This window comes from Plectonema radiosum NIES-515 (assembly GCF_025753815.1).
Lineage (GTDB): Bacteria > Cyanobacteriota > Cyanobacteriia > Cyanobacteriales > Nostocaceae > Hassallia > Hassallia radiosum_A.
This window is the reverse complement of the sequence record NZ_JAOWRF010000036.1, coordinates 1-19,011: the sequence shown is the minus strand read 5'-3', so window position 1 is coordinate 19,011 and position 19,011 is coordinate 1. Positions and strand designations below refer to the sequence as shown.

Here is a 19,011-nt window from a genome sequence, read left to right as displayed (position 1 = left end):
TAGTCATGCCCATTATGGCACAGGATCGGAAATACCCCTTTCCGAATAGCTGCTAATCTATAAACAATCAATCAAATGCCCCAAACTACTGTGAATACGCTATTTAAAGACTATCCAGATTGTAAACTTTTGCAAAAACTAGCAAATGGCTCCCTCGAACAAAGTCAAAATTTTACCCGTGCTATTCGGTTATGGGCATTATTACGGTGGCTATATAGCGAAAATGGTTACACAAGTCTCCCAGACACCTTTACTTATACAGATTGGCGTCAAGCTTTTTTTACCGCAACCCATAAGGATGAAAAGCAAGCAGACATCCTCAACCATCAAAATTCTAATTGTGCTTGCACCAAAACAACCAGACAATGGTTATTAGAATTAGAAGTGTCCATTGACGAATGGAAAAATTCTCTACAAGCAGAAATATTCATAGCTGACTCAGAAGTAGAAAAGCTTCTAGAAGAAAAATTATTTGCCCAAGTTCGCAAATCTCTTCAAAGCGATTTTGATTTATTAGTCAGTCGTAATTACCTGCAAAGGATAAATCAGACCACTGGTAGAAACAAATATTATCATCGAGTCGATAAATTACCAAATTTGAAAAAAACCGAAAATATTACCCCTCAAGCAAATTTAAGTATGAAAAAACAAGCTTATTTAGCAGGTACTTTAGGTTTATTTAGTTTTCTCGATCCTAACTTACCCGTATTAGCCGAAGAATTTTCCGAACAGGAAATAGATGAAGACAATCATCGGATATTTCTCTATGTTGACTATGTAGTGCCAGAATCAAGCTCAACACAAGATGCAGTAGACGAAATTCAAAGTCAATTGCAGGAAATTTGGGATACGGGACAAATTACACCTTTACTTTTGACATATCATAGTGCCCATCAAAATCAAATAAAGGAGTGTGTTATTTATCCAGTTTGTATTTATTTTATGGAACGAGCTAAATATCTGTGTGCTTATGGAACTACTCCAAAAGGTGATATTAACTGGTACAAATATCGTCTTGACCGCATTATTTCACAACGTATAGAAATTTTAGATTGGCAAGATATTCGTATTCCGCAAATTTTAAGAGAAATAAATGATAATCATCAATTACCAACTCCAAAAGCCATAAATCGAAAATTAAAGGAAGCTTGGGGTTGTGACTTTTATAAAGAAAAATCATTAATGATATTAAGATTTCCGGAAGATTTTCATCAACGTTATATTGATGGTATCAGTATTCACGATACTTTTACTAAAATTGATTACGAGCTAACATTCAAATTAATTCAACAGCATGTTCTCGATCGAGAACGTAAAGAAGTTATTTTAAAGATTCTCCAATCTCGTCCGAGTACCGATGCATACTACCGGGTCAATTATCGACTTACAGATTATTATGTTATCAGATGGTTACGGGCTTTAGGTTCAAAAGTTGAAGTTTTATTACCTTGGGATTTACGTCAGGAAATGACTCGTGAAATCCAATATATGTTTAATTTATATGGACATATTTTTTGATAAGCGTATTAGCCTTTGGAGTCTAACTCCCAACTACTGGTTTGGGAATTGATAGGAATGTGGGTTAGATCAGCGATCGCATCCCCAACGCTAATTTTTATCGCTCTGAGTAGGTGCAGTAACCTCACCCTCCGGGTTCGCCACTTTGACGCGACAGAAACTGACACCGCCAAGTGGCTCACCTAATTTAGACCCTACCCAAATTGCTTTTTGTCGTTTTTGAGGTACACCGTAATAGTAATGCTGTGAGTAACCACTTGGATCGGATGTAGTGTTCTTCAATTTGCGCCAAGGGCGAAGCGCAGATCGCATTACTTGTTATGTGGAAAAATTTCTTCCATAGTTGCGATCATTTGGGTGGAGCATTGCGATCGCCAGAGAAACCCCAAAACAAAATGTACACCGTAGCCCTTGAGCAACAAGGTTTTGACGGGCTATCTCTTCGTTGGCTTTTATTTCTCGGTGATGATACCCGTATTTATTTTTGGAGGGAATATTTGTGGATTTTAATCAGGTTCATCCTGGGTTTTTTCTGGTTCTGTAATCAACTCATCCAAACTATCGGGAAATGTCCCCCGTGCCACCATCTTGGTCAACACTTGATAACAATCATCTTTCGCTCCCTCTTTGCGGGGAAATCCTAACCACAAAATCACAATCGCCTTTAATTCTGAGGTATCAAATGGATGCAGATGCTGATGCGATCGCTTTCAAGCCTTTAGAACCGCTACCAAGTTAAGGATTTTTGTCAACAATGCGATCGCATTTTTGCAGACGGCAGGTAAAACGGCGTTGTATTTCAGCTATCACTGTTTAGTGCAACCACACTCCCTGCAATTACTTTCCAATCGTTTTCAAATAGCTTCCAAACCCGAAGGTAGCGGAATTTGCCATTAATTTCCTGCCCTAAATAATTTCCTTGAATCTCTACGGTGACTGCAACAACAATATCGTCATCGATGGCATTTAGCATTAAATCGCTCGATTTCACTGTACGCAGGTTAATGTTTCCCGAACGGTAATTTGCCATATCCATTGCTTTGGTTGCTGTTTTGCCGTCGGGGCCGTTGAAAAGTAGGTCGTCGTGGAGTAGTCGATCTAAAAGCTCCACGTTATTGGTTTTCATCGCTTCTAGGAGATTTTTCTCGTTAGCGATAACTTGAGCTTTGTGTGTGGTGTCCATGCTGATTATTGTTAGATTTAATTAAATGATTAGGTTCAATTATCTATATCGAGCAATATACCGCTTCATTACAGGTATGACACCACAAGGGAACTATAAATTTTTGTTCGAGATTTCTACAAAGCCTAATATTGGCAATTTATCGAACATCGCTTGCCATGCAGTCAACGCGCCGATTGGAATTGCCGCCGCCTCTTCAAAATCGATGCTTTCCGGTTTGGGTGCGATCGCGTCCGCTTTTGTAACCGCGTATTCGGCGTAAGCACCGGAAAGGCTGGAAAGGGTCATCCCATAAACCGCATCGCCCTTCTTGAAAATTTCAACGCCATCCCCCACCTCTTCGACGGTTCCGGCGATGTCGCCGCCCAGAATGAGCGGAAGTTTGAACCCGAACATTTCGCCCATCCCCGAAGCGGATTTTCCAGTCAGCCGGATTGATCGCCGCGACGTGAACTTTCACCAGAACTTCGCCCGCTTTCGGCTCTGGACGTTCGACATCGATATAATTCAAAACGTCCTCATTGCCGTATGCGTTAATTACGATTGCTTTCATTTTTTCCCTATATTCTATTCAATCGATATGACAAAATTACTCGATCATTCATCAAAACCTGCCACACGCAGCCAAGCCATGCGCCGCCGCCCAACGATCTGTATTTAGATCGACTGACCGCCAGAGACTTCAATTCTTTGAGCATTCACCCATTTATTGTCTTCAGAGAGTAGTGAGGCGATCGCGCCGCCAACATCATCGGGAAGACCAACGCGACCGAGAGCAGTTATGGAAGCAATCTGTTTATTCATTTCTGGATTATCGCGTACTGCACCGCCACGGAAATCGGTTTCAATCGCACCAGGAGCCACCGCATTTACCGCAATCCGTCTCGATCCTAACTCCTTCGCCATGTAGAGAGTTAGGGTCTCGACTGCGCCTTTCATGCTTGCATAAGCGGCATAGCCGCTTATGACAATCCGCGTCAAACCAGTAGAAACGTTTACAATTCGTCCGCCATCATTTATCAGCGGGAGCAGTTTCTGGGTGAGGAAGAAAACACCTTTTAGATGAATATTCATCAAGTGGTCAAACTCTTCCTCGGTCGTCTCGGCAAAAGATGAGTGAACGCCCGTTCCAGCGTTATTCACCAAAAAATCAAAATGCTCGGTTTGCCATTGATCTTTGAGTAACCGCTGGACAAGTCCAGCGAAACTATCAAACGTTTTAGTGTCGGCAGTATCTAGTTGAAGTGCCACCGCTTTTGCGCCAAATGCTTCGATTTCAGCGACGACTTTAGCGGCTTCCTCGGCATTGCGATGGTAAGTGACGATTACATCAACCCCTTTTTTAGCCAGATTCAAAGCGGTACTTTTGCCCAGTCCTCGGCTCGATCCCGTTACCAATGCGATTTTAGTCATTGCCTTATCCTTTGAACGTTTTATTCGGATGTGTTCATCCTATGCTTAAGAGTAAGAGTTTCAAATACACAAACCTCGCTGTTTATTGCCTAATCCTCCAAATCGAGATTTCGAGACTGGAAGAAAATGTTCTACAATGCCCAAAGAACCACTGACATTTTATACAAAGTTTTATTCCTGATTTTTTCAACAGTTTCGCGCCGGGAACTAGTGGTCTGTCCCATTAATTTTGAGGGGTAATGTTGTATCCTGATTACAGAGCAATGTGGACTCAACAAAGCCACAAGCCTGCGATCGCGCAATATCCGGAAAACGATTTGCGGTACGTGTGACCGCCGAAGCGCAATTGCAGACGGGCGAGCAACGGTTCAACGCAATTGTAACTAGCGGATGGCTAACTCGTAGAAGTACTGTCGCAGCGGACGGGGTTCTCGCCCCAAAATGGCTCGCAGTACCAGAGCGTTGCCGCCAGGAAAACCATAGCGATCGTAGTGAGCGTACATCTTTTTCATTCCCGCGCGGATGGCACCTTCGGGAATATGTGCGGTCTGCGCCCATTCCTCAAATGTCGGTTCACCTGCTTCAATCGGTCGATCGAGTGCTTCGCTCATCATTGCTGCTAGTTCCACGCGATCAACCATCCCAGCGTCACATAGCTCGAACGTACCGTGATCTAATCGATCGCTTGTCAGTGCTAGTGCTGCTACTTCTGCCACATCGCGGTAGTCTACATACGATGCCTTAGCATGTTTGGAGTAGGGTAGAGCAAACTGACCTTTCTCCATCACTGCCTGCCAACCGCTATCGAAGTTCTGCATGAACATCGTCGGCTGCAAAACAGTAAAATTCATTCCTGACTCATACAATGCTTCCTCAACCGGACATTTAGCCGCATGGTTACTAAGTGCGGAGATCGACGGGTGGATGACACCAGAAAAGACGAACTTACGCACACCAGCCAATGAAGCAGCCTCGACCATCGCTACACCCAACTCCGCTTCATTGGCTGCAAAGGCAGGGTTAAGATGAAAGACACCCTCCATACCACTAGCGGCAACACGAAGACTGTCTGCATCGTTGAGATCTCCGACTACCGCTTCATCCGCACCCTGTTGCCGCGCCACGTCGATTTTAGCTTTGCTCCGCACCAAAGCGCGAATTGTCACACCTCGCTGCTTTAGTTGCGGTATGACGTGACTGGCAAATGTGCCTGTTGCTCCTACCATCAATACTTTCATTTGTTATCTCCCAATTGTTTTTCTGTAAATCAGTGTTAGAGCCTATCACCACCCACAGCCAGCGTGCTACCTGTGATATCGGAAGCGTCATCAGAGACTAAAAATGTAACCACCGCCGTCACGGCATCACGGCATCACCCAAAACGTCGTGTACTTCCTGCCAGCGCGTCACGGCGTAAACATGAAGTGCGGGCAGGAATGTTACGGCATCCTCGGAACGTATCTGGGCGAGGAGTGTTGCGAAGCGCATGATTTTCTTTCTATTTCAGTAGCACCGGAAGCGTGACCGGGGCGCGAAGCCCATGATGCGGGATTTCCGGCACGATCGCATCCGGCTCAAGACGCATATCCGGGAAACGAATTGCGGCCCGGGCGATCGCGGCGTTGGGGGCGATCGCGGCGTTGGTGGCGTTTGCGAGATTGAGGAAGAAATTTTCGTCGGTTTCCTCAATGCGATCGCCTTTCACCTGTACGGTTACTGTTTTACTGGTTTCTCTGGCGGCAAAGGTGAGTTTACCATTGGTTGCAGTGTAGTCATCACCTGCAATTGCCGTACCGTTGGCTGTTGTATAGTTGACGCTGACTGCCGAGTTGATGGCTTTACCCTGGGGTGACAGTAAAGCTGATAAGTTGCTTGCCATCATCCCCTTCAGTGATAATGCGATCGCCAATTGCAATTTTGGGCAGTTTGCTCTTATCGTCGTCATCAATGATGGTGCCAACTCCCTTATTATCGGCAATGTCACAGCCACCGCTTCGTTCACATCAAAAGAATCTTGCTCGCTACCCAACAATAGTTTGGTATATTTTGTTGTCGATTTAAACTGACAATCGTTCATTATCGATTGTCAGAACACCAAACCCTTTAGCGCCAGCCTTGTTACTAGTAGCGCTAGTTACAAATAATCTCGTACCATCGCTGTTCATTGCCATTTGGCATATTCCGTTAGGGGCATCACTAAGCTGAATAGTGCTAACGTGCTGGTTAAAACTTCGTGAATAAGGGTTAATACTTAGAACAAAAATTTGCCCTTTATTGCGATCGGCAACGTAAGCATATTTCTGATTGGGGTGGATGACAATATCAGCAGGTGCTGTACCAGCAGCATTTTTTAACTTAATAGACTGAATTCCATCTTCGTTGGGATTTATATCTAATGGTCGCAAACCACGTAAATCTACAACTGCGATTTCGCCAGTTTCCATTGAAGGTACGTGAGCAACTGATGCATTAGGAGTAGTCGCAACGTGTCTTGGTCTATATTGTTTGCTGAAGTCTCCAACAGAAATTGAAGCTGGTGAAAGGTCAGCAACACCATCGGATGCAATAACTTCTTCAGGAGGGAGGACATTGATGATTTTAACAGTGTCGCTAAATGGATTTACGAGCTGCATCTTGGTCTGTGTTTGGAAAACCAACGTAACCGCGTGGGTTTACTCCCAATCCTTGATATTCAGCGTTGGGTAGCATTTTGACGTAGCGTTCTGCGATCGCTGCGACACTAATTCCTTCTACTTTTTTATCTTCGAGGGATTCAACGAAGATGACACGGTTTGGTTCAGCAATGATGCTGACTCCGTTGGTATAAACTACTTGCGATAGTCTCTGAGTGAAGATGGGTTGACGTGCTAGCTCCCATGAATCTGGAACGATTCCGGAGTATTTGAGGAAGTCGGGGTTGAGGACGGTGGGTTTGTTATCTTTAATTGCTACGATTCGGAAATTGTTTCGGCATGTGCGATCGCTTTACACTCCTCCCCATACAACTCCTGCGAAGCTGCTTTCACCGACTCAAAAACGCGATCGCCATCAACCGTTTGAAATTTATAAGTTGGTAGATGAGAATTATCAACTACAAATTGGCGAACCATTATGAATGCCAGAAGTCGGTTTAGGAATTGGACGACATCAAGGTATTATTGGTGGAATTCAACAGGAATTTTTATCTTGGTATGACGAACAAGGCGATCGCTATTTAATGGCAGAAGAAATTGCCCAACAAGAAACAAAAAGGGCACATAACGAACAACAACGAGCCGAGCAAGAAAAACAACGGGCTGAATAGCTAGCACAATATCTACGTTCTCTTGGTATAGACCCTGATAATTTACCTAATAATTAGCGATTCATTTTTGTCAAAAACCACAGCTTTTACTATCTGCTGGTCAAAGTTTTGTACCAGTTGTTTGGTGCTGTCTTCGGGTAAACCGTTATCTTTAAGTGGAATTGCTATTTTAATACCTAAATAATTATTTTGAATTAACCAACTGAGAATCTCAAAGTGTTTGAGTTGGGCAAAATTTTCTGGTGGGTTTAAGAGGATGTTTTAAAAGTCGAAGTCAGCAAGAAATTATGCCAGTCGTCTAACCATGATACGAATCATGGCAATATAAATAAAAGTCTCTGAGGTTTCCGGTAGTCGTTCGTAATCCTTACTTAAGCGCCGACACCAATTGAGCAATTCCATTAGTTCGTTCTACAACCCAACGCTTAGGTAGTTGGACGAAACCCTTCTTTTCCAGGGGTCTGACGACAATTTCAACAATCCAACAGAACATATCCATCACCCATCGCATAAAGTCTTGCCCCCGATACCCACCATCCATCCAAATTGTATGCAACCGCTAAACAAGTGCCCCCCATGTGATGAACTCTGTTGAGCACTTGTTTAGCTCCTTGGCGTTCTGGAATACTTGCCGATGTAACCAAAACCCGTAAAACTAGCCCTAATAAATCTACGCTCAGATGTCGTTTGCGCCCATGTACCTGTTTTCCTGCGTCATAACCTACCTCCAGAGAAATCATTGTTGCCGTTTCTACTGATTGGCTATCAACAGCAGCCTCAGAAGGGCTAGGCTCACGCCCTACGGCGACTCGAACCCACTGGTAAAGTTTGTCATGTACCTTGAGCCAAGTACCGTCTTTGCGCCAAGAACGAAAATAGCCATAGACAGTTGACCAAGCGGGAAAATCTCCGGGTAATGCTCGCCAAGTGCATCCTTGGCATAGCACATAAAGAATCGCATTGATCACGGGGTACATCGCTACTGTGCGCGGGCGACCACCAGGTTTTGCCTCTGGAAACATTTCTGCAATTAATTCCCACTGTTCCCATGTCAGGTTGCGCTTGATATGCTTTAGTCATTTACTCACAAGGTGCTGTTATCTACAAATCTCAGCATAAGCCTTGTGAGCTTTCTTACAAAAGCCCCCCACTTTTAAAACATCCTCTAAGTCAGCATCAAGACGGGTTAATAATGCATCTCGTAATTCATAACCCTGTTGAATTGCTTCTAAATCTTGGGGGCTAAATTGACAACCCATAATTAACCGCATTTTACCCCCAGAATGGAGCATTGCACCCAAACCACGGGCAACTTTGCTGAGAATTGCGCTGTTGAAAAAACCTGCTTTGCCATCGTACTGTATGGCGCATTCTAAAGCAGGAATGTAGAAGTCAGCAATGGTGTTCTGGGTATTGCTGGTGTAGCTAATTTTTCAGGGATAGGGGGTTGATGCGACGACGGGGATCGGCTACGCGATCGCCATTGCTTCTGACTCACCCGCACCAAATCTTTGACTGTATTCCCAGGTTAGCCGTAACTCAACAGCATCATCATTGGGGTTCACCTCGTCTGAAGGTGTTTGCAAACATCCATCTTCTGACGAACTTAAGAAATCGGGCGAAATAGCGAAAAAGTCGGGTCAATACGAGATTACCGGACCCCGTGGCGGTCGGACGGGAGAGGAGCGTACTGTTACCAAAGGCGAACCTCTGCCCCCAACTCCACAAGCAGGTCAGCGTTACAAGCTACCCAACGAAGCACAAACGATCTAATTAGTTCGTTTTTCAAACAACTACCGATGGGGAGTGCAATATCTGCTACTCCCTAGAACTTGAATTCCACAAACACAAGTCAATTGATAAAGGAGTCCCAATATGCAGATTGAATCTACGCACGATACTGAACTACTGGCAAAAAAGCTAAAAACCATTACCGTTACTGTCAATGAACGCCCTGTAACCTTGACTAAGCATAAAGTTACAGGTTTAGAAATTAAACAAACTGCTATCTAACAAGGTGTTGCAATACAAGAAGATTTCGTACTATTCGAGGTCAAAGGCAATTTGCCCCTCAAACAAATTGGAGATTGCGAAACCATTGCCCTGCACGAGGGTCAAAAGTTTTGCGCCACTGCACCCGACGATAACTCACAGGAGGTGAAAATGACACCAGAAGTTGAAAGAGCGATCGCACAAATCGAACAAACCTTTTCCGGAAATCTAGTCAAAGTGGAAGCCGAAGCACAGGGGGGAGCATACGTTATTGTCCATGATTTGCTGCTTGGCAAACAGTACCTACCTTCGTCTTCCTGGGTGGGTTTCACTATTTCCTATGCCTACCCCCACGCCGATGTTTACCCTCACTATCTGGATGCAGAGTTACGCCGGGTCGATGGCTTAGTTCAGGGTGCTGGGTTATCTGTTACTACGGGAGCAAAATAGACAGGTAATTCAAGTATCGCGGCGTTCAAATCGATGGAATGCCGCCATTGACACGGCTGCAACCAAGTTATGCAAAGTATTGGAGTGGCTAAGGAGTCAATGAAAGAACCAATAGAAGTCAGAATAGACGCACCGGAGTATGAAAAGCTTTTCAATCACCTATTTCCTGGTGATGGAGATGAACATGGTGCTGTTATTGTCGCTGGAATTGCTGAAGCTGATTTTATATTCCTAGCAGCTGACTCCATGCAAAGTCGCCTAGTCTTCAATGCTTTGGTACATCAGTATTTAATTCCTGGCATACAAATAGGTGCTAAAGTTCCCGTCGATAAGCAAACCAAGCAAGTTGGTGATATTTTTACTGCAACTCGTCCCGTACTTCCCCATGCCTATGGTGGTTGCTTGCACTGCCACGAATTAATCCCACCAGGTAGGTTACAACAAGAGACTTTGAGCTTAGAAGAAAAGCGCTTGCAGCAATACGTTGAGGATGATAGTATTGCTCAACCTAGCGTCATTACGCTTAATGTAAAATCAGCCGAACCAGCCGTAAATATTTTTATGATGATGTTCGCAGGATTACACAAGCCAGAAGCCAAACTATACCACCAGATCGAGTTTGTACGAGAACACCGTATCGAACGGGTAGAACCGCGTGCAAACAAAGATTGCTTGGACTGTAGCAGCAGCAATCGTAGTCGTAGGGGAAGGGGCGATCGTGTTCGTTTACCTTGCCGAATGACAAAAGCACCGTAGCCGTTAATTACGTAGAAATCTAATATTCTCATTCATTATTTAGCCTCAGATTTATCTGTAGGCTATTCTGTATTTTTAGATTATTGAATTTTCCTATTTTTTGAATTTATCACTTGTCCACAAGATTACTTGTCTAATGGATCGGGTTTTCCAACTCCTAACTCAAATAACTTATTTTTGACATCTTGAGGTAAGCGACCACAGTAATAATATTTTTCATCTAGTATATTCGCTAAATAATAACCGTCTTTGCCACCATTGATTTTGGAAAACTCCCTTGCAACTTTTGTCATGGAAGTTCCAAATCCAAGAAACGTATCTGAAATTGAAAATTTAGGTAAATTAAAATGGTTATAAAAGGTTTCTCCGTGTATAAAAGCCCATTGAGTACCTTGACGTAAAGCAACTTGGTAGTACACAGGCATCACAACAGACGTATTAGAATCTGCTAGCATAATTTCATACTGTTTGGCTACAATTAAGGAACAGCCCCTAGCTGGAACTAGGGACTGTATTGACTAGATGTTAGTTGTCTTGATTGTCGGACTCAGGAAGTTCTAGCCTATCCTGTAAGTCCTCTTCAACGGTTTGGTCATCAACAATTGTTGTCTCACCACCTACTAAATCTCTTCGTTCCCAGAAACCCTGGATTAAACGAATAAAAATTAGTACCGGGTCAAACAATCGCTTGCGACCGTTACCGTTACCATTTTCGGTCAATCGCTTTACCTCCTTTATTTCAAGGTTAGATGTGGGAAGATAAATCCCCACGTTTTAATTGTAAGGCAGTTTGTATTTGAGATTTTTTAAGATTAATATCTAAAACAAAATTTGATTAATATCTACTTTTGATAGTTATTCAATGGTGTCCCATCAATCCCCCAAAAGAACGCGAATAGCTCTCAAAGCCTGACTGCGTTTCCCATTACTAATTTTGGCAAACCAATAATGGGATTCTTCATTACTCATAACAATAATTTTCTTAGTAATATTTGCAACGCGATCGGGTTTAGAAAGCGGTTGCAAAGTCTGAAATAATAACGCCAAATTTGTCGCTGATTCTTCATCTAATATATAGGCACTTTGACGATTGTGACTTAGTGTTTTGGGGTCATAATTATTCGCTTTAAAACAATCATAAATAGCCTGTTTTGCCTGCACCAAAGCATTACCCTTTAAACCTCCAATCCGCTTGGCAGATGGACGCTTTTTTTCTCCAGCTTTTCTAGAAGCACACTGATATAATTCCAGCGATAAATTGTAATTATCTGTACTCAATACACGCAGTTCAAACTCTTGCATTTTCAGTAAGTTACTTTTAGCAATAAATTCAGCCTCTCAACCGGGTTACAATTTAGGGCACTTTTGATATTACTGATTTCTGAGCCGTTTGGTTCAATTGGTGAAGAAAATTTAAATTCCAGCTTCAATGACACATCTGCTTTCACATCGTTTGTGTTGAGCAAAGCGTTAACAGCAGCTTGGAAGCTTTGAAACCCCTTTAAAGCACCTTGGTACTCCAATCTGACGAACTGTTCCCCCGTGCTAATTGTTGCAGTTTGGTCGATTTGTAAGGGGAGTTTCGCAAATAGTACCAAAGCAGTCATCAGCTTGCGGTAGTCCATTACTTGGGAAACCGAGATTGAGAGCGATCGCACACCCTGCACCTTATAATCGAGAATGCGATCGCTCAATTCATTAAACACCCTTTCTGGGCTACCATCTAAGTTAAATTCCTCTGGTTTGGCTTGAAATATAGATAAATCATTCCAAGAATCATCTATTTTTTCTTTTCCGTTGGGTGTACGGGATGTACCATTCCCGTAGATTAAAATACTTGCTTGGGTTTCCTTCCTGGGCAATTTCACTATTCCCGTAGTCAGCGACAATTTTAAAATTAGTAGTGATATTAATTGCTACTTCATGCTCATCACTAGGACGAAATTCTCCCGGTATTAAATTTCCATCCTGATATAGTTTAATTGTTAATCCGATGCTTTCCAGGGTATGCGTACAGGTTTTAAAGCATCTGTACTCGACATAACTTGAGCATTAAGTTCAATTTATCGTGGTTTTGGTGGTTGCAAAATTCCGCGACGATAAAACACCATCCTGGAGGCATAGGACAATCATGAAACATTTGGTTGTATTCGTTAATGTTTTCAACCCCCACCCGTTTAAATTCCTGGTAGCGAAGTTCCTGTTCTGCCACCAAGTAATTAAAAATTTGTAGGGTACTCGCAGCATCCTCTGCAACTGGTGCGATGAGATGGGGAAGTCCGTTACAGCAAGTCAGGGAAACTAACTTCACATCGCTGAGGGCAAGTCTTACCAAGCACGGAGGGTAACGCAACGCTAAATACAGAACCATCGCTTTTTCAAACTGACTTTTTCCACCACCAGTCATTCCCCCTCCCAAAGTATGATAAACATTCGAGTCGCATAGGGAAATCTCGATATACTTACCATCGACATCGACACCACCGGGAATGACGATGCGGTTAATATTAATCTCACTTGTTAAGTCAACATAATCGCTAAAATTAGCTATCTTGCGATCGCCAAGAGGAATATCAAACACGACAGCACCCGGTATAACAGATCTCATCGGTGGGTTCTCAAATCCTAGTTGTTCCCCTAATTGTTGAACCAAGTCGCTACCAAGTCCTTGAACTTTCTTGAAGCTAACCCCTTTCCCCAGCAAATTCGACTCTTCCATTAGCGATCGCATAAATTGGAGCGCCAAGAGATGCCCCAAAATCGATACCAGTATGAAACTTGCGATCGCCTGTAATTGGATGGGTTCTCCAACCAAACTCGCTTGTTACAGGAGTACCTTTTGCCGTAGGAAAAGCTATCTGAGTGCGACTTAAGCCAGTAGTGCCAGTAACAGAAGTGTTAAGTACAGTAACTAAGTTTTGGAGATATTTGACCAAAAGTTGGGATTCAACCCAGTTTGAGATTTGGGGGATTGCAATTGCAAGAGTCAGGATAAAGGTAGCAAAAGCATAATGCCAATTTTTATCGATTGCTTCGCGATCTAATTGTTGATAATCAATAGGTTCATTAAAAACAGGTGGTCGAAAACGTAGTGTTGATATGCAGGCGATCGCGCGGGAGCAATCCTATACATCCTTTGTGCAGGTTGTGCGGGCGCGAATGCTCCCAAACGATTTTCCCAAATGGAAAACCGTGTATCACTATTTTCGACAATGGCGACAGGACCGAACGTGGCAACAAATTCACGAACGTTTACGATTGTGGGTGCGTGTTGAAGAATATTCCCATCGGGACATTGACTTGCGGACTTGTATTAGAAATGATTGAAGAAAGAAGGTCGTTTCTCAAATCTCAGAATCGAGATAAAAAAGACGGTAACTTTTGAGCCATGCCTGATGGTATTGGAACTGCCACAAATCAAATAACTGGATTCGCAGCGACAGTCGGCGTAAAGTTCCTGCATTAAGGAACAATCGTATCCCGAAACAGCGACTTTGCCTTGAACATTTTGCAATACGTGGGCAAGTTCTCGATGTTCTTCGTCGGTCATTTCATAAGCATAAGCTCGTGCGTCACCGCGAGAATCGTGGGGGTAAGGTGGGTCACAGTAAAATAAGGTTTCTGAACTGTCGTACCTTTTAATCACATCGATTGCTGGGTGGTTTTCAATTTGTACTCGCAGCAATCGCTGTACAATTTCTGACAAGCCTTCTACGCTACCCAACCAACGGGATACAGCCCCAGCCATTCCCGCACGGGTTGTTAGGGGAGCAATGTGCCCAGCGTCCTTCACTAGCTGTTTGTGCCAAACCAGTTCTGACCTGTCGCGCACAGATAAAAAACCGTCTAGCTCTCTCTAAGTCTGATAAATTTAGTTCGGGGGAAATTGCTTGGCGAAATTCTTCACGGGAGAATGGCGTCAAGCCGATCGCTTTAATTAATTCCTCTTGGCGATCGCGCAATACCCTAAAAAAGTTAACCAACTCGCCATCAATATCATTATAGGTTTCCACTGGTGCTGGTTGACGGTTTAAAAGTACCGCAGCCGAGCCGCCGAATGCTTCGCAGTAGTGTGTTGTGTCGGGCAATAGAGGTAAAAGCCAATCTAAGTGGCTGTACTTGCCACCATACCAACCAAAGGCTATTTTTTTCGCCATCAAGAGCAGAACTCAACGGGAGTGCAGTTAGTCAAAGTACAGATAATGGTAGGGCATAATCGATTGTTTTTGTGTTGAGTAAAGTAAAAATTCGATAATTATGATGCAAGCCGCTCAATTTTGAACAGAGAGGATATCGGCTTTATGTCCAAGCCCAAACTTAGTGACGAAGAAATTACCCAACGTGGCAAAGAACTATACGATTCGAGCATTCGTCCAAGAGTAGAAACACCAGAAAATATTGGCAAAATTATTTCAATTAATGTTGAGACTGGCGAATATGAAATAGGTGATGATTTACTTGTAACTAGCCTCAAGATGCGAACAAAACAAGCCGATGCGGCACTTTGGTCAGGAAGAATTGGATTTAATGCTGTCTATGCGGTTGGTGGTACATTATTCAGGGCGATAGGGTAGCAAACACAAGTCTACTTCGGTTAGAGTTAGTACAATAGAATCACACAATATAATTGCATCGGACTTTGCCATGACGACTGTAATTGCTAGACCTTCGTCCTTGCTTTCGAGTATTCGAGTCGAAAAGCTGGAAAATTTCAACTTGTTTAAATTTAATGACGAACTGCAAGTACGAATGGAAGAATTACTAGAACGGAAAAAAGCTGACTTACTAACACCTGAAGAAATCATCGAGTTAGAGGAGATTGGAGAGCTAGACAGAATATTCACCCATATAAACGCGATGATAGTAGCTCAAAAATGACTATCGACGATGCAACCAAAGAAACCGTGCGAAGACGGGCAAATTATTTGTGTGAATATTGCCACTCCCCCGAACGTATTTCCACGACAAGGTTTACAGTAGACCATTTGATACCCAAATCAATCGGTGGTAATAATGATATTGACAATTTGGCGCTAGCTTGTCGTCGTTGTAACGAACGCCGCTACAATTTTGTTGCAGGATTTGATGAAACAACAAAAACAATAGTACCTTTGTTCAATCCTCGCCAACAAATTTGGTCGGAACATTTTTTGTGGTCGGTAGATGGAAGGCAAATAATCGGTATAACTCCGGCAGGTAGAGCTACTTGCAAACGTCTCGACATGAACGATGAACGTTATCCACAGGGAGATTCCATTCAAAGTGCGCGAGATTTTTGGGTTCAGGCAGGTTTACATCCACCAGAAGAAGACTCCCAACAACCTAATTAATAAAAGCGATACTCCCTCAAGGACTTTTATCAACGCAATTTATCTCTCACCCCAAAAGGAAGTAATCACCGGAGCAAATTCCGACGTATCGGTACTCGATGCTGGTTGGCAAATATATTTAGCGCGATTCTCAATTGCCAAAATTCGATCGGTATCCCTTACATACAAAGGCACCATCAATGAGCGTTGCTCTAACAATTCCCCTAATCCAATTTGCATTTCTCTACCCTGATAAAAAAGCGATCGCGAAGCGGCTCTAAAAGAGCATCGCGCTGTTTTCTCCACCATTTGCGCTAACTCCGCACCAGTGCAATTAACAGTTTTATTAAGAATAATCCGCCATTCTTTCTCTGTAAGTACATTGTCATTTTTGTAACGCTCATCAAGTTGAGCCAGGTGCATCATCAAAATTTCTTTTCGCTCTATCGCTTGGGGAAATCCCACGTAAAATATCTCATCAAATCTCCCCACCCTGGTTAGCTCCGGTGGTAGTGCATCCAGTCGGTTAAGCGTTGCGATCGCGATCCACCGCAGTTTTCTTATCCTGTAACAGATCGTGAGCAACGTCCCCAAGACTTGCCGAGAACCAATGTCCTCCCCGGACTCGTTGGATGCATCATCAAATCGCAATACTTATAAAACGCCAGTTAAAGTTTTAATTGCCTTGGTAACAAGCAAAATTCCCTCAACCAAGCTATCTCCAGCTTCTTCAAAGAATTTATCTATCGCCCGTATTACTTCCACCACGGTCGAAGTTGCGCGAAATAACTTGCGTAAGTTGTCAGAAGTGCGATCGCATCCTCCTCATCTCTCAACAAATCCAAAGGGTTACAAGTTTCGCTTTCAGGAAACCCCGGTGCAAATATTCTCACGGTATAACCCCGCTTCATTGCATAAGCTACAGCACGTTTGGTACGAGCATTACCAGCCCCACTGCACCAAATTTGGCAAAGGGATTGCTGTAAAAAGTCGGCTGAGTTTTTCCAAGTTGTGGGTCATCAAATAATTCTTGTGGGGTAATTGGATTTGAAGTTAAATCTTCGGAGAGAATTTCATTATTTTTAGTTGCTTGCTCAACAAGTTGAGTTTCATTATTAAGACCAAGTAATTGAGCGAGATTTGCTTCATCCCACTCTATATCTGATTCAACTGTGACTTGGACATTTTTATCGCTTTCATGCTCCTGCATTACAAATTCTCCTGTGCTAAATCCCGAATCGCATATATTTCTAATCCACTTGCACGCACCTGATAAATTACTGCTGCTAAACCACTGATATTTGCTGGAGATTCTGGAGCTTCTACTGCTCTGACAAAAATTTCCTTATTAAAGGGAATAATATCTCCCAAATTATTACTTTGGTCAAAAACTGTGAGATTAGCAATCATTTTTACTTTCCATTTACCCGACTCAATCTTTATTGGTGATTGAATCAAAAGTGGAACCAAAACGACTTGCGTTTTGCCTTGAAAAATTCCTGGTGGTGTAATTGAGGCAAGTACTTTTAAAAACTCTTTACGAAAATCTGATGATAAAGCATAGGATGGTTGCCATGCTGCCGACGCAACCTTATTACCTCGTAATCCTTTCTCTCCAATATTTATACCAGGGTCAGGTTTGGGTTGTGCTGCTTCTTCAACCGTAGTAGCTGGTAAATTTCCCGACCAATTCATCATCAAAGTCATTGTGTCAGAGACAAAGCGCTATACTACTTGGGGAGTGCGATCGCTGTTTCCCAGAGGTGCTACTTTAATCGCGGAACCTGTTTCTAGTTGCACCAAGGAAGGTGGTGGCTTTTTATTTAACTGTGAATAAGAACCGTAAATTAAAAACAGCAGGAAAAATGTTAAGATATGTAATCCAAAAGTCCCAACCGCAAATAAAGCTAAAGTATCACCAGTCGAAAACTTTTTAGACGCACGATTTAAAAATTTCAGTTGTTTATTTTGAGTGGATTCTGAATCTAAATGGGTCATCCTAATTTTAAGATTTGTTAACTATTCTCGTCACTAAGGTAGAAACACCAAAACTCGCAATACTCGAAAAACTTCTAAAAATCGCCATCCCTCCACCTGCGGCTAAAACTACAGATAAAATCGGTGCAAGAATACCAATTGCAAATGCAAAAATCATTGGGTCGTTGTTATCAGCATTCAGTACCATTGTGGAAACCAAGCCCGAAATAATATTGAAACAAAGCTTAATCATCCCCATCGAAAAGAAGCTTGTTAGCCATGCAAAAATAGCTTTTGAACCAACTGGAAGTAGGGAACCCCCGACAGGCAATGGTCCGAGTAATGCGGTTAGTAACATGCAAACTTTGATTATCCATTGGAATGCGATCGCCAAGGCAAAAAGCCAACCCCGCACTGCTAGCTGAAAAATGTTAGTGTTGAAGAAATCGCTGATGCTTTTGACCCATTCGGGACGATTGTCTTGGTCAAGCTTAGTTTCAATTTCTTTAGCTTGTTCGGCTGCATTTTTTAAACATTCGGTTTCTTGTGTTGGGTCAGCGATGGCATTACATTGATTTACAAGTGATTCAATTGCATCTGTTCTCCCCGTTTTCAACATTATTGTTTGATAAGCTTCTTGGAGTTGGATAGAGGCAGAAGTCGAAGCTAAAAGCGTTTGATTTGTTTGGTTAATAATTGTTCTCAAGCTTTTAGTCGCAGTTGCTAGTGGCTGACCGTTGTTTGCTAATAAAACAATTACAACGATTGTCCAGATTAGTTCTGTAAACCCCTTGGAACTATCCCCGTCAATCATTTCTTTCGTCCACGTCTTGAGCAGATAAAATAACCCTAATTCCCGCTTTTGCCCCGTTCGCACACAACCTACCAACGAGTGCTGCGATCGCATCAAATTCAAACAAAATCGGGCTTTCATCGATAAAAAATATACTGGCAGGAGCTGCCAATGCCCGACGTAATGCAGAGACCTATGAGCAAAAGTCAGTCAGGAAGATTCGGTTTGGGGGAGATGAAGTTCATAATTATAAAGACCTGCAATCAGATTGAACCTCAAACTAAATCTTTTTCGACGATTTCTATAAGTAAGAGAC

33 protein-coding genes and 2 pseudogenes are annotated in these 19,011 nt (G+C 42.9%); 10 read left to right on the top strand and 25 right to left on the bottom strand.

The genetic code is table 11. From position 1 onward, the window contains the following. Positions 1–75 precede the first annotated feature (75 nt). Positions 76–1,518 carry a TIGR03985 family CRISPR-associated protein gene (locus tag OGM63_RS02555; RefSeq protein WP_263743932.1) on the top strand — a complete coding sequence of 481 codons (1,443 nt, stop codon included), beginning with the start codon at positions 76–78 and terminating at the stop codon, positions 1,516–1,518. Between the two features lie 90 nt (positions 1,519–1,608). On the opposite strand, the gene OGM63_RS02550 is transcribed toward OGM63_RS02555, so the two are convergent. From OGM63_RS02550 to OGM63_RS02515, 8 genes are all read right to left on the bottom strand, one after another. After that, positions 1,609–1,830, bottom strand: coding sequence for a hypothetical protein (locus OGM63_RS02550; protein WP_263743931.1), 222 nt, complete (start codon positions 1,828–1,830; stop codon positions 1,609–1,611). A 194-nt stretch (positions 1,831–2,024) separates the two neighbouring features. Beyond that, positions 2,025–2,210, bottom strand: a complete 186-nt coding sequence (locus OGM63_RS02545) for a type II toxin-antitoxin system YhaV family toxin (RefSeq protein ID WP_263743943.1) — start codon at positions 2,208–2,210, stop codon at positions 2,025–2,027. A 107-nt stretch (positions 2,211–2,317) separates the two neighbouring features. After that, positions 2,318–2,701 carry a nuclear transport factor 2 family protein gene (locus OGM63_RS02540; RefSeq protein WP_263743930.1) on the bottom strand — a complete coding sequence of 128 codons (384 nt, stop codon included), beginning with the start codon at positions 2,699–2,701 and terminating at the stop codon, positions 2,318–2,320. Between the two features lie 93 nt (positions 2,702–2,794). Then, positions 2,795–3,106 carry an alcohol dehydrogenase catalytic domain-containing protein gene (locus OGM63_RS02535; RefSeq protein WP_263743929.1) on the bottom strand — a complete coding sequence of 104 codons (312 nt, stop codon included), beginning with the start codon at positions 3,104–3,106 and terminating at the stop codon, positions 2,795–2,797. 252 nt (positions 3,107–3,358) lie between these two features. Further along, positions 3,359–4,114: an SDR family NAD(P)-dependent oxidoreductase gene (locus OGM63_RS02530; RefSeq protein WP_263743928.1), complete on the bottom strand. Its 756-nt coding sequence runs from the start codon at positions 4,112–4,114 to the stop codon at positions 3,359–3,361. Between the two features lie 383 nt (positions 4,115–4,497). After that, positions 4,498–5,352: an NmrA family NAD(P)-binding protein gene (locus OGM63_RS02525; RefSeq protein ID WP_263743927.1), complete on the bottom strand. Its 855-nt coding sequence runs from the start codon at positions 5,350–5,352 to the stop codon at positions 4,498–4,500. A gap of 260 nt (positions 5,353–5,612) precedes the next feature. Further along, positions 5,613–6,191: a Calx-beta domain-containing protein gene (locus OGM63_RS02520; RefSeq protein WP_263743926.1), complete on the bottom strand. Its 579-nt coding sequence runs from the start codon at positions 6,189–6,191 to the stop codon at positions 5,613–5,615. Continuing rightward, positions 6,172–6,747 (bottom strand): YncE family protein, encoded by a 576-nt coding sequence (locus OGM63_RS02515; protein WP_263743925.1) that lies wholly within the window; start codon positions 6,745–6,747, stop codon positions 6,172–6,174. Before OGM63_RS02515 ends, OGM63_RS02520 begins: the two co-directional genes overlap by 20 nt. Positions 6,748–7,040: 293 nt before the next feature. Here OGM63_RS02515 and OGM63_RS02510 point away from each other — a divergent pair, with 293 nt between their 5' ends. Both OGM63_RS02510 and OGM63_RS02505 read left to right on the top strand, forming a co-directional pair. Continuing rightward, entirely contained in the window at positions 7,041–7,229 is a 189-nt protein-coding gene (locus OGM63_RS02510; protein WP_263743924.1) for a hypothetical protein, read from the top strand. Then, positions 7,230–7,418, top strand: coding sequence for a hypothetical protein (locus OGM63_RS02505; protein WP_263743923.1), 189 nt, complete (start codon positions 7,230–7,232; stop codon positions 7,416–7,418). It begins immediately after the preceding gene. A 285-nt stretch (positions 7,419–7,703) separates the two neighbouring features. On the opposite strand, the pseudogene OGM63_RS02500 reads toward OGM63_RS02505, so the two are convergent. Both OGM63_RS02500 and OGM63_RS02495 read right to left on the bottom strand, forming a co-directional pair. Continuing rightward, positions 7,704–8,498: pseudogene (locus OGM63_RS02500) on the bottom strand (IS5 family transposase). A 17-nt stretch (positions 8,499–8,515) separates the two neighbouring features. Beyond that, the gene (locus OGM63_RS02495) at positions 8,516–8,710 is read right to left on the bottom strand and encodes a phospholipase D-like domain-containing protein (protein WP_263743922.1); all 195 of its coding nucleotides are present in this window, start codon (positions 8,708–8,710) and stop codon (positions 8,516–8,518) included. Positions 8,711–9,293: 583 nt separating this feature from the next. On the opposite strand from OGM63_RS02495, the gene OGM63_RS02490 reads away from it, so the two are divergent. The 3 genes from OGM63_RS02490 (at position 9,294) to OGM63_RS02480 (ending at position 10,616) form a co-directional block, all read left to right on the top strand. Continuing rightward, positions 9,294–9,431, top strand: a complete 138-nt coding sequence (locus tag OGM63_RS02490; protein ID WP_263743921.1) for a hypothetical protein — start codon at positions 9,294–9,296, stop codon at positions 9,429–9,431. A 51-nt stretch (positions 9,432–9,482) separates the two neighbouring features. After that, a complete protein-coding gene (locus tag OGM63_RS02485) occupies positions 9,483–9,860 on the top strand; it encodes a hypothetical protein (RefSeq protein WP_263743920.1) in 378 nt (125 codons plus the stop codon). A gap of 99 nt (positions 9,861–9,959) precedes the next feature. After that, entirely contained in the window at positions 9,960–10,616 is a 657-nt protein-coding gene (locus tag OGM63_RS02480; protein WP_263743919.1) for a hypothetical protein, read from the top strand. Positions 10,617–10,741: 125 nt separating this feature from the next. On the opposite strand, the gene OGM63_RS02475 is transcribed toward OGM63_RS02480, so the two are convergent. The 6 genes from OGM63_RS02475 to OGM63_RS02450 form a co-directional block, all read right to left on the bottom strand. Further along, positions 10,742–11,071, bottom strand: a complete 330-nt coding sequence (locus OGM63_RS02475) for a hypothetical protein (RefSeq protein ID WP_263743918.1) — start codon at positions 11,069–11,071, stop codon at positions 10,742–10,744. A 70-nt stretch (positions 11,072–11,141) separates the two neighbouring features. Then, entirely contained in the window at positions 11,142–11,336 is a 195-nt protein-coding gene (locus OGM63_RS02470) for a hypothetical protein (RefSeq protein WP_263743917.1), read from the bottom strand. Positions 11,337–11,489: 153 nt separating this feature from the next. Next, on the bottom strand, positions 11,490–11,918 hold the full coding sequence (locus OGM63_RS02465) for a DUF7680 family protein (protein ID WP_263743916.1): 429 nt from the start codon (positions 11,916–11,918) through the stop codon (positions 11,490–11,492). 2 nt (positions 11,919–11,920) lie between these two features. Continuing rightward, complete coding sequence (locus OGM63_RS02460) at positions 11,921–12,478, bottom strand: hypothetical protein (protein ID WP_263743915.1); 558 nt, start codon at positions 12,476–12,478, stop codon at positions 11,921–11,923. Positions 12,479–12,636: 158 nt separating this feature from the next. After that, a complete protein-coding gene (locus OGM63_RS02455) occupies positions 12,637–13,347 on the bottom strand; it encodes an FtsK/SpoIIIE domain-containing protein (RefSeq protein WP_263743914.1) in 711 nt (236 codons plus the stop codon). Further along, positions 13,301–13,552, bottom strand: a complete 252-nt coding sequence (locus tag OGM63_RS02450; RefSeq protein ID WP_263743913.1) for a M23 family metallopeptidase — start codon at positions 13,550–13,552, stop codon at positions 13,301–13,303. Before OGM63_RS02450 ends, OGM63_RS02455 begins: the two co-directional genes overlap by 47 nt. A gap of 121 nt (positions 13,553–13,673) precedes the next feature. On the opposite strand from OGM63_RS02450, the gene OGM63_RS29705 reads away from it, so the two are divergent. Continuing rightward, positions 13,674–13,943, top strand: coding sequence for a transposase (locus OGM63_RS29705; RefSeq protein ID WP_375340446.1), 270 nt, complete (start codon positions 13,674–13,676; stop codon positions 13,941–13,943). Here OGM63_RS29705 and OGM63_RS02445 read toward each other — a convergent pair. Continuing rightward, positions 13,930–14,409 carry a DNA adenine methylase gene (locus OGM63_RS02445; protein ID WP_263743911.1) on the bottom strand — a complete coding sequence of 160 codons (480 nt, stop codon included), beginning with the start codon at positions 14,407–14,409 and terminating at the stop codon, positions 13,930–13,932. The two genes, OGM63_RS29705 and OGM63_RS02445, sit on opposite strands and share 14 nt — an antisense overlap. Beyond that, positions 14,333–14,773 carry a DNA adenine methylase gene (locus tag OGM63_RS02440; RefSeq protein WP_263743910.1) on the bottom strand — a complete coding sequence of 147 codons (441 nt, stop codon included), beginning with the start codon at positions 14,771–14,773 and terminating at the stop codon, positions 14,333–14,335. The genes OGM63_RS02445 and OGM63_RS02440 overlap by 77 nt, the downstream gene beginning before the upstream one ends. Positions 14,774–14,917: 144 nt before the next feature. Between OGM63_RS02440 and OGM63_RS02435 the strand changes: the two genes are divergently transcribed. From OGM63_RS02435 to OGM63_RS02425, 3 genes are all read left to right on the top strand, one after another. After that, entirely contained in the window at positions 14,918–15,190 is a 273-nt protein-coding gene (locus OGM63_RS02435; RefSeq protein WP_263743909.1) for a hypothetical protein, read from the top strand. A 70-nt stretch (positions 15,191–15,260) separates the two neighbouring features. Then, positions 15,261–15,494: a hypothetical protein gene (locus OGM63_RS02430; RefSeq protein ID WP_263743908.1), complete on the top strand. Its 234-nt coding sequence runs from the start codon at positions 15,261–15,263 to the stop codon at positions 15,492–15,494. Next, the gene (locus OGM63_RS02425) at positions 15,491–15,946 is read left to right on the top strand and encodes an HNH endonuclease (protein ID WP_263743907.1); all 456 of its coding nucleotides are present in this window, start codon (positions 15,491–15,493) and stop codon (positions 15,944–15,946) included. Before OGM63_RS02430 ends, OGM63_RS02425 begins: the two co-directional genes overlap by 4 nt. Before the next feature lie 39 nt (positions 15,947–15,985). Here OGM63_RS02425 and OGM63_RS02420 read toward each other — a convergent pair whose 3' ends face one another. The 7 genes and pseudogenes from OGM63_RS02420 to OGM63_RS02390 all read right to left on the bottom strand — a co-directional run. Further along, entirely contained in the window at positions 15,986–16,576 is a 591-nt protein-coding gene (locus OGM63_RS02420; RefSeq protein WP_263743906.1) for an AAA family ATPase, read from the bottom strand. Positions 16,577–16,680: 104 nt separating this feature from the next. Next, the gene (locus OGM63_RS02415) at positions 16,681–16,836 is read right to left on the bottom strand and encodes a hypothetical protein (protein ID WP_263743905.1); all 156 of its coding nucleotides are present in this window, start codon (positions 16,834–16,836) and stop codon (positions 16,681–16,683) included. Between the two features lie 8 nt (positions 16,837–16,844). Then, positions 16,845–17,135, bottom strand: a complete 291-nt coding sequence (locus tag OGM63_RS02410) for a hypothetical protein (protein ID WP_263743904.1) — start codon at positions 17,133–17,135, stop codon at positions 16,845–16,847. Next, a complete protein-coding gene (locus OGM63_RS02405; RefSeq protein WP_263743903.1) occupies positions 17,135–17,623 on the bottom strand; it encodes a hypothetical protein in 489 nt (162 codons plus the stop codon). The genes OGM63_RS02410 and OGM63_RS02405 overlap by 1 nt, the downstream gene beginning before the upstream one ends. Before the next feature lie 27 nt (positions 17,624–17,650). Then, a complete protein-coding gene (locus tag OGM63_RS02400; protein ID WP_263743902.1) occupies positions 17,651–17,923 on the bottom strand; it encodes a hypothetical protein in 273 nt (90 codons plus the stop codon). Positions 17,924–17,930: 7 nt separating this feature from the next. Then, positions 17,931–18,836, bottom strand: coding sequence for a hypothetical protein (locus OGM63_RS30015; protein WP_263743901.1), 906 nt, complete (start codon positions 18,834–18,836; stop codon positions 17,931–17,933). A gap of 69 nt (positions 18,837–18,905) precedes the next feature. Further along, positions 18,906–19,011: pseudogene (locus OGM63_RS02390) on the bottom strand (IS5/IS1182 family transposase); the annotation flags it as partial.

Coding starts and splice junctions, on each gene's coding strand:
- OGM63_RS02555 (WP_263743932.1), top strand. CDS start 76: ATGCCCCAAACTACTGTGAATACGCTATTTAAAGACTATCCAGATTGT.
- OGM63_RS02550 (WP_263743931.1), bottom strand. CDS start 1,830: ATGCGATCTGCGCTTCGCCCTTGGCGCAAATTGAAGAACACTACATCC.
- OGM63_RS02540 (WP_263743930.1), bottom strand. CDS start 2,701: ATGGACACCACACACAAAGCTCAAGTTATCGCTAACGAGAAAAATCTC.
- OGM63_RS02535 (WP_263743929.1), bottom strand. CDS start 3,106: ATGGGCGAAATGTTCGGGTTCAAACTTCCGCTCATTCTGGGCGGCGAC.
- OGM63_RS02530 (WP_263743928.1), bottom strand. CDS start 4,114: ATGACTAAAATCGCATTGGTAACGGGATCGAGCCGAGGACTGGGCAAA.
- OGM63_RS02525 (WP_263743927.1), bottom strand. CDS start 5,352: ATGAAAGTATTGATGGTAGGAGCAACAGGCACATTTGCCAGTCACGTC.
- OGM63_RS02520 (WP_263743926.1), bottom strand. CDS start 6,191: ATGAACGATTGTCAGTTTAAATCGACAACAAAATATACCAAACTATTG.
- OGM63_RS02515 (WP_263743925.1), bottom strand. CDS start 6,747: ATGCAGCTCGTAAATCCATTTAGCGACACTGTTAAAATCATCAATGTC.
- OGM63_RS02505 (WP_263743923.1), top strand. CDS start 7,230: ATGCCAGAAGTCGGTTTAGGAATTGGACGACATCAAGGTATTATTGGT.
- OGM63_RS02495 (WP_263743922.1), bottom strand. CDS start 8,710: ATGCTCCATTCTGGGGGTAAAATGCGGTTAATTATGGGTTGTCAATTT.
- OGM63_RS02490 (WP_263743921.1), top strand. CDS start 9,294: ATGCAGATTGAATCTACGCACGATACTGAACTACTGGCAAAAAAGCTA.
- OGM63_RS02480 (WP_263743919.1), top strand. CDS start 9,960: ATGAAAGAACCAATAGAAGTCAGAATAGACGCACCGGAGTATGAAAAG.
- OGM63_RS02475 (WP_263743918.1), bottom strand. CDS start 11,071: ATGCTAGCAGATTCTAATACGTCTGTTGTGATGCCTGTGTACTACCAA.
- OGM63_RS02465 (WP_263743916.1), bottom strand. CDS start 11,918: ATGCAAGAGTTTGAACTGCGTGTATTGAGTACAGATAATTACAATTTA.
- OGM63_RS02455 (WP_263743914.1), bottom strand. CDS start 13,347: ATGCGATCGCTAATGGAAGAGTCGAATTTGCTGGGGAAAGGGGTTAGC.
- OGM63_RS02440 (WP_263743910.1), bottom strand. CDS start 14,773: ATGGCGAAAAAAATAGCCTTTGGTTGGTATGGTGGCAAGTACAGCCAC.
- OGM63_RS02435 (WP_263743909.1), top strand. CDS start 14,918: ATGTCCAAGCCCAAACTTAGTGACGAAGAAATTACCCAACGTGGCAAA.
- OGM63_RS02430 (WP_263743908.1), top strand. CDS start 15,261: ATGACGACTGTAATTGCTAGACCTTCGTCCTTGCTTTCGAGTATTCGA.
- OGM63_RS02425 (WP_263743907.1), top strand. CDS start 15,491: ATGACTATCGACGATGCAACCAAAGAAACCGTGCGAAGACGGGCAAAT.
- OGM63_RS02415 (WP_263743905.1), bottom strand. CDS start 16,836: ATGAAGCGGGGTTATACCGTGAGAATATTTGCACCGGGGTTTCCTGAA.
- OGM63_RS02410 (WP_263743904.1), bottom strand. CDS start 17,135: ATGCAGGAGCATGAAAGCGATAAAAATGTCCAAGTCACAGTTGAATCA.
- OGM63_RS02405 (WP_263743903.1), bottom strand. CDS start 17,623: ATGATGAATTGGTCGGGAAATTTACCAGCTACTACGGTTGAAGAAGCA.
- OGM63_RS02400 (WP_263743902.1), bottom strand. CDS start 17,923: ATGACCCATTTAGATTCAGAATCCACTCAAAATAAACAACTGAAATTT.
- OGM63_RS30015 (WP_263743901.1), bottom strand. CDS start 18,836: ATGAAAGCCCGATTTTGTTTGAATTTGATGCGATCGCAGCACTCGTTG.